The organism is Armatimonas sp. (genome assembly GCF_043760365.1).
GTDB lineage: Bacteria > Armatimonadota > Armatimonadia > Armatimonadales > Armatimonadaceae > Armatimonas.
On record NZ_JAYUPA010000388.1, the window covers coordinates 1 to 1,800 of the forward strand.

Consider the following 1,800-nt stretch of genomic DNA (forward strand, 5'->3'; position numbering starts at 1 on the left):
ATATCATGCCGCTCACCGGCGGCGAGCCGACGCGGCTGACGTTTGGGGCGGGCGGGACAGTGGTCGGCTGGACGGGTGAGGGGAGAGTGCTCTACGCCACGGGAAAGCATGCCACGCTGCCCAATACGCAGCTTGTCGCGCTCGATCCGAAGACAAAGCAGCGCACCCGAGTTCCGCTCTCCCAAGCCAGCGATGGTGCCTACGATGCGGCAGGGAATCTCTTCTTCACGCGCCTGGATTTTCAGGGCAGCCAGACCAAGCGCTACCAGGGGGGCACGGCGCAGAACCTCTGGAAGCTCGCCCCCAATGCGCCCGAGGCGGTCTCTCTCACGGCAGACTTCAAGGGGACGAGCCGTAGCCCGATGGTCTGGAAAGAGAGGGTCTATTTTCTCTCGGACCGCGACGGCGTGATGAATGTCTGGAGCATGGACAGCAATGGCAAGAGTCTTAAACAGGTCACTCACGAGACGGGCTTTGATGTCCAGAACCCGCAGATGGACAACGGCAAGCTGATCTACCAGCACGGTGCAGATATCTTCGTCGCCGATGCCACCACGGGCGCTTCAACCAAGCTTGCGATCTCGCTCAGCTCGGACTTCGACCAGCTACGCGAGCGCTGGATCACCAAGCCCATGGAGTGGGTGACGGCGGCGCATCTCTCCCCGAGCGGCGATAAAGTGGTGCTGACGGCGCGGGGGCAGGTCTTTGTGGTGCCGACCGCACACACCGGGCGCCTTGTCGAGGCCACCCGCAAGCCGGGCGTGCGCTACCGCGAGGCGCGTTTTTTACCCGATGGCAAGGGCCTTGTGGCACTCTCGGATGAGTCCGGTGAAGTGGAGCTCTGGAAGCTTCCCCCAACCGGCGAGGTGAACGCGCCGCGTGAGCAGCTCACCAAAGACGGCGAGGTTCTGCGCTGGGACACGACAGCATCGCCCGATGGCAAGTGGATCGCCTGTCGCGCCGACCTCTCCGATGTGCTGGCGCAGCTCATGGGCGAGCTCTCGGTGCTCCATACGTTTGTGAGCGGCGGTGACCAGCGCGGCGGCACTGACCAGATCGCGGTTGCGGGGCTAGGCGCGGAGTGGGAGCGCGATGAGGCAAAGGGCGGCTGGCGCATTACGCGGCTCTGGCGCACCGACCCGGATCTCCCCGAGAAGCTCGGGCCATTGCTCAAACCTGGTGTCGAGGCGAGCGAGGGCGATGTGATCGCGCAGCTCAATGGTGTGCCGACGCTCTCCGTGGACGATCCCGCGCAGCTCCTGTGCGCTCAGACCGGCAAGCAAGTGCGCCTGAGGCTCTACCCGGGCGGCGATGCCACCAAAGCGCGCGATGTGATTGTCACGGCGATCTCCAGTGGACAGGAATGGGACCTGCGCTACAGTAACTGGGAGCTCGCGCGGCGGCAGGCTGTGGAAAAAGCGGGGGCGGGCAAGCTGGGCTATGTCCATCTGCGGGCGATGGGCGACGGCGATATCGCGCAGTGGGAGCGGGAGTTCTACCCGGTCTTCAACCGCGACGGCTTGATTATTGATGTCCGCCACAACAACGGCGGCAATATTGATAGCTGGATCTTGGAAAAACTCGTGCGCAAGGCCTGGATGTTCTGGAAGGCTCCCGTGGGCGCTCCTACCTGGAACATGCAGTACGCCTTCCGGGGAAAGCTCGTCGTGCTCTGCGATGAAAACACCGCTTCCGACGGCGAGGCGTTCGCCGAGGGCTTCAAGCGCTTGGGCCTCGGCAAGGTGATCGGAACCCGCACCTGGGGCGGCGAGGTCTGGCTGACGTCGTCGAACACGCTGG

The 1,800-nt window shown here is 64.1% G+C and carries 1 protein-coding gene; it reads left to right on the forward strand.

Going from position 1 to position 1,800, the window contains the following annotated elements:
• The coding region (locus ACH2EH_RS09275; RefSeq protein ID WP_395141021.1) for a S41 family peptidase at positions 1 to 1,800 on the forward strand (1,800 nt) is incomplete at both ends.